This is a genomic window from Azospirillum sp. B506 (assembly GCF_000333595.1).
Lineage (GTDB): Bacteria > Pseudomonadota > Alphaproteobacteria > Azospirillales > Azospirillaceae > Azospirillum.
In genome coordinates, this window is the sequence record NZ_BADK01000267.1 from 1 (window position 1) to 4,003 (window position 4,003).

A 4,003-nucleotide genomic window follows, 5' to 3' on the forward strand; every position below is an offset into this window, starting at 1 on the left:
TGCCGACCCTCAGGCGGCCGGCCTGGTCAGAAGCATATAGGCGTCCAACTCCTCGAAGCCGTAATCGGCGGCCATCCAGCGGACCAGCTCGCGGTAGGCGATGCGGGCGGCATCCTCCATCGGCCGGCCGGAGCCGATGGTCATGATCACCCGCTCGTTCTCCAGCCGTGGCCAGCGGAAGCTCCAGTCCCTGATGAGATCCACCTGGACCGTGGTGACCGTCGGGTGCTCGATGGCGAAACCGCACAGCTCCCCGTCACCCTGGGCCGCATGGCAGTCGCCGAGATAGAGCAGCGCGCCGGGCGCATGGACCGGCAGGTAGATCACCGAACCCGGGGCGACGTCCGGCAGGTCCATGTTGCCCCCGTAATAGTCGGGATGCAGGGAAGAGATGGCCTCGATCTCCGGCGAGGTTCCGATGGTGCCGATGAAGGGCTGGTAGGGCAGAGTGATGCGGTCGCTCCAGCGGACGCCGGTGATGGGATCGACCTCCACCTTCTTGACACGCTCCGGCAAGGGTGCGTTCAGGAGGGCGGTGTCGCCGGTGCCGACCAGTCCGCCGAACTCGCGCATCAGGCAGGTGGTGCCCACTGGCTGCGGGCCGCGCGGCACGATCGATTTGATGTGCACCGCCAGGCAGTCGCCCTTTTCCGCGCCGCGGACGAAGATCGGCCCGTTCTGCGGGTTCAGGAACGGGAAGTTCAGGACATCGCTCGGCAGGTCGGATTCCGTGCGGATGCGGCCTTCCATCGCGTCGTGCGTCTCGGCCGAGACGACGTCGCCCGGATCGATGGTCAGCACGGGAGTGGCGTAGGGGCCATAGACGTAATGGTACTTGCCCTGCGTCTCCTCGCTGATGTGGTGGGCGGCGCCGGTGCGGCCGCCGGCAACGCCACGGCGCGCCATGATCGATGATTCGAGCCAAGACATGGTCATTCTCCGGTATCGCCGTCACGTCCATGGCGAACGTTGGCGGCGAGAGCTGGCGGCATCGGCAGCGGGGACGGTGGACAGGGACGCGCGGCCGGCCCCGGCGCCGAAGCGCGCGGCACGGTGGTCGGTCGGTCGCGCGCGTTTCGGAGCTATCCCCGGTCGGACGCGACGCGGCGCACGAGGCGGGGAGGCTCCACGGTCGCCGTTGACCGGCCGTTCAGGTACTCTTCGCAATAATGTTCCAGGCTGCAACGCATGCGCATGCTGTCGCGGCGCAACTGCGTGTAGGCCGCCTCGTCGTCGATGCCGGCCCGCTGCATCAGCAGGACGATCGCCTTGACGACGACCCGGCGGCGGCGGCGGCGCTGCTGGTGCTCCTCGATCTGCATTTCGAGGTCGCGGCGCTGGAGGAACTGGTTGATGCCGAGGAACAGCGCCGTGTAGACGGCGCCGGAATGGACGGGCTTCCTCAGGAAGGCGGTGGCGCCGTGGTTCATCAGGGCCTTCAACCGGCCGGGCGCCTCGACCCCGACGATGCCGATGACGGGGACCGGCGGCAGGCGGTCCGCGATGCCGTTGAAGCCGAGCGGGATGCCCAGGTCGCCGTCGATGAACAGGATATCCGCCTCGGCACGCAGCTCCTGGATGTTCAGCTCCACCATGCCGTCGGCGACGGGGGGGCGTTCGACGCTCAGGCCCAGCTTGACCAGCGTGGTGTCGAGGACGTCGATGGCGCCGCCGTTGGCGGCGATCACCAGGGCGCGCGTGCCCCGGAAGTTCTGGACGAGCCGCGGCGCCATCAGCGGACGCGCCTCAGCGCGGGGGCGTCCGCCATCCAGGCCGTTATGGGCAGCCAGGAGCGGACGAGGTAGGGGTCCGGTGCGACCGGGGACGTCTCCTCCATCAGCACGTCGAAGGTTCCGTCATGGCGCGATCGGCCGATCCGCGGCGTGAGGTGGCAGTGCAGGGTCTCGCCGTCCACCCACACCTCTCCCTGGGGGGCGGCAAGGCGCAGGCGGGATACGGCGGCCTTCACCATCCGCACCTCGTCCGTGCCGCAGGCCGTGATCGCCCGGGTCAGCAGCTTCGCCGCGATGTAGGAGGCTTCGGCGTCCGCCGAGGTCTGCGGCCGGTCCGGGAAGTTGTGCGCGTAATTGGCCACGAACCGGTCGTTGGCGGCACCCTTCACCGTCGAGAAATAGACGCTGGAGCTGATGTGTCCGTCGATGGCGTCCGCACCGATTTCCACCAGCTCCGGCTCCGACAGGTTACAGCTGGCCACCGGCATGCTCCGCGGCTGGTCGATCCCGCGCAGCCGGCAGGCGGCGCGGAACTGGCGGAAGAAGGCGTAGGCGCTGTTGCCGATGAGCGAGCTGAAGATGAAGTCCGGCCGCGCCGCGATCAGGGCTTCGACCAACGGGGACAGCTCGGTCTCGCCCACCGGCAGGTAGCGCTCGTCCAGCACGCTGCCGCCGCGGGCGTTGACGATCTCGCGCAGGATACGGTTGTTCTCCCAGGCCCAGATGTAGTTGGACCCGATGCAGAAGGCCCGGCGTCCGAACTCGGCCATCAGATGGTCGATGAGCGGCAGGATGTGCTGGTTCGGCGCGGCGCCGGTGTAGACGACATTGTGGGAGCTTTCGAAACCCTCATAGTGCGACGGGTACCAGAGCAGCCCGTCGTGCTTCTCGAAGCAGGGGATCACCTCCTTCCGGCTTGATGAGGTATAGCAGCCGACGACATGGCGGATGCCGCTGCCGAGCAGTTCGGCGCCAAGTTTGGCGTAGGCCGCCAGGTCACCGCCGGGGTTCACGATCACCGGCTCGAACCGCGGCTGTCCGCCGGCCCCTTCCATTTCGCGGAGCGCCAGCATCGCGCCGTTGAGCATCGCGCCGGCCACGGTGCTGTAGGGGCCGGTCGAGGAGAACATCAGCCCGATCCGAAAGGTCTGTTCCACCATGAGGTCCCTCAAAAACAAAAAAAACCCTGCGGCCGGGATGGCCGAGGGCGTATTTGCCGCGGTCGCCATGGGGCGAAGCCGAAATGTCTCCGGAAGACCGGACCGTGTTCAAACCACCGGGTCCAAACAACTGGCGCGAAATTAGGCATCTTTGCCCGGCGCCTGATAAATAGGCTGTATGCGGGCGGCCGTCTTGTCAAGCGTCTTTCGGCAAGGGGACCGCAAAACCATCCGATACACGCATAAGGCGAAGAAACATTATGAAAAATTCTGAAATTTTTGCCTTGACGTGACAGCAACGACCAATGCAGTCTAATTTTCAGACGTCGGGCGATGCTGCCCATTAAGACGCCAGTCGCCGATCACTTAGAAAACGGCCTCCATCACATAGCAACCGGCAATGTAGCCCGCGGCATGACGCTGCCGGGTCTTTTCGTGTTGGAATATCGTCATGGAATTCCGCAAGACAGGACCGGCTTTTTCGTCTTGCTGCAGACTCCAGGCAGCGGCCAGCCGCCGCTGCCCACGGCGTCCCGAACGGACGTCGCGTTCCGTCGCAGCCAGTTCACACCACGCGCCGAACAGACCGCGCGTGGCAGGGGGCGGCATGCCAATTTCGGTTCAGTTGGAGACACGGCATGAAAATCCAGCATTTCCTGGGCGGCATCGAGGGGCTTGGTCCCGTCAACGTTGAAAAGAAGGTGTTCGTGGAACCGTGGGAGGCGCAGCTGTTCGCCGTCCACTCCACCATGATGGGCACGGGCATCTGGGCGTGGCCGCATCTGCGGGTCCTCGCGGAGTCCATGAACCCGCTCGATTACTTCAAATACCGCTACTACATCAAATGGCTGGGCGGCATCTGCAAGTTCCTGGTGGAGCGCGGCTACCTGTCCGAACGCGAGATCAACGAGAAGACCGAATTCTACCTCGCCAATCCCGACGCGCCCCTGCCGAACACCGGCAACCCGGCGATCACCGAGCGGGTCGTCGAGTATTTCTACCGCGGCGAACACCCGTACCGCGACGTGGTGGCGAACCCGCGCTTCCAGGTCGGCGACACCGTGCGGATCAAGGACATGCCGCCAGCGGCACACACCCGCCTTCCGGGTA

Annotated in this window: 5 protein-coding genes; 2 read left to right on the forward strand and 3 right to left on the reverse strand. The window is 65.8% G+C overall.

Features of this window, described 5'->3' with window-relative positions; genetic code table 11:
* Positions 1–9: 9 nt before the first annotated feature.
* From I71_RS08390 to I71_RS08400, 3 genes are all read right to left on the reverse strand, one after another.
* Complete coding sequence (locus I71_RS08390; RefSeq protein WP_199902132.1) at positions 10–930, reverse strand: acetamidase/formamidase family protein; 921 nt, start codon at positions 928–930, stop codon at positions 10–12.
* 152 nt (positions 931–1,082) lie between these two features.
* The gene (locus I71_RS08395) at positions 1,083–1,733 is read right to left on the reverse strand and encodes an ANTAR domain-containing response regulator (protein ID WP_042693782.1); all 651 of its coding nucleotides are present in this window, start codon (positions 1,731–1,733) and stop codon (positions 1,083–1,085) included.
* Positions 1,733–2,893 carry a transporter substrate-binding domain-containing protein gene (locus tag I71_RS08400; RefSeq protein WP_042693784.1) on the reverse strand — a complete coding sequence of 387 codons (1,161 nt, stop codon included), beginning with the start codon at positions 2,891–2,893 and terminating at the stop codon, positions 1,733–1,735. The genes I71_RS08395 and I71_RS08400 overlap by 1 nt, the downstream gene beginning before the upstream one ends.
* A gap of 333 nt (positions 2,894–3,226) precedes the next feature.
* On the opposite strand from I71_RS08400, the gene I71_RS37235 reads away from it, so the two are divergent.
* Together I71_RS37235 and nthB are read left to right on the forward strand one after the other, a co-directional pair.
* Positions 3,227–3,535: a hypothetical protein gene (locus tag I71_RS37235; protein ID WP_148294188.1), complete on the forward strand. Its 309-nt coding sequence runs from the start codon at positions 3,227–3,229 to the stop codon at positions 3,533–3,535.
* A partial coding sequence (gene nthB / locus I71_RS08405) for a nitrile hydratase subunit beta (protein ID WP_042693786.1) occupies positions 3,532–4,003 on the forward strand: 472 nt, incomplete at its 3' end. The genes I71_RS37235 and nthB, both read left to right, overlap by 4 nt.